This window comes from Streptomyces sp. SID14478 (genome assembly GCF_010548525.1).
In the GTDB taxonomy this organism is placed as follows: Bacteria; Actinomycetota; Actinomycetes; order Streptomycetales; family Streptomycetaceae; genus Streptomyces.
The window spans coordinates 1-874 of the sequence record NZ_JAAGMG010000326.1 but is presented as its reverse complement, the minus strand read 5'-3'; the positions used below and the strand labels follow the sequence as shown (position 1 = coordinate 874).

Sequence of the window (874 nt, the reverse complement as noted above, 5' to 3'; positions counted from 1 at the left end):
ACCTCGTCCGAGGTCCGGTTGAAGTTCGAGACGTTGGTGAAGATCCCGTCGGACGAGGCGGCCGACGCCGCGCCCGCCGCCCGCAGCCGCGCGGCCTGCGTCGCGGCCGGGTTCCAGTCGGAGTGCCCGGCGTCGTAGTAGACGCGCGCCCGCGGGTTCGCGGCCTTCATGACCCGCCCGGCGCGCGCCAACGCCGCGTACCGGTCGGCGCGTTGCCCCTCGCTCAGGCACTCCGTCTGCGAGAGCGCGTCCGGCTCCAGGATCACGACGACCTCGCGCGCGCCGAGTCCGGCCGCGAACCTGTCGATCCAGTCGTCGTACGCGCCCACGTCCGGGGCCCCGCCGTCGGAGGCACCGCCGCAGTCCCGCTGGGGTATCGCGTACGGCACGACCACCGGGACCTGCCCGGCGCCCGCCCGGGAGGTCACCGCGCGCACCCTGGACGTGACGGTGGACGGCGTGAAGTCGGCGAACCAGACGGCCGCGGGACGGTCGGCGATCCGGGACTCGATCAGGGGGCGGCGCGGATCGGAACGGTGGGCCCGCACCCACTCCAGGACCTGGGAGTCGGCGTGCCGGTACAGGCGGGCGGATCCGTTCGGCGCCGGACTCCCGCCGCGCGCCCGCGGCGTCGCGGACGGGGCCTTCTGCGTCCTCTTCGCCTTGTTCGGCTTCGGTGAACTCATCTTCGGCGAGGGCGAGTTCGTGGTCCGGCTCGGTACGGCGGGCATCGGCAGGACGCTGGGCGATCCGGTCACGGTGGGCCGTGCCCGGTCACTGCCGTCCGGGCCGTCGTCGAGCGCGCTCACCAGGCCGGCGACGGTCCCGACGGCCACCACGGCCGAGGCGGCCGCGACCAGGGCGGCGCGCATCG

At 75.4% G+C, this 874-nt stretch carries 1 protein-coding gene; it reads right to left on the bottom strand.

Features of this window, described 5'->3' with window-relative positions; all coding sequences use genetic code 11:
* Nucleotides 1-860: glycoside hydrolase family 6 protein (locus tag G3I40_RS10885; RefSeq protein ID WP_164301957.1), on the bottom strand; the 860-nt coding region annotated here is incomplete at its 3' end.
* Nucleotides 861-874: the final 14 nt, after the last annotated feature.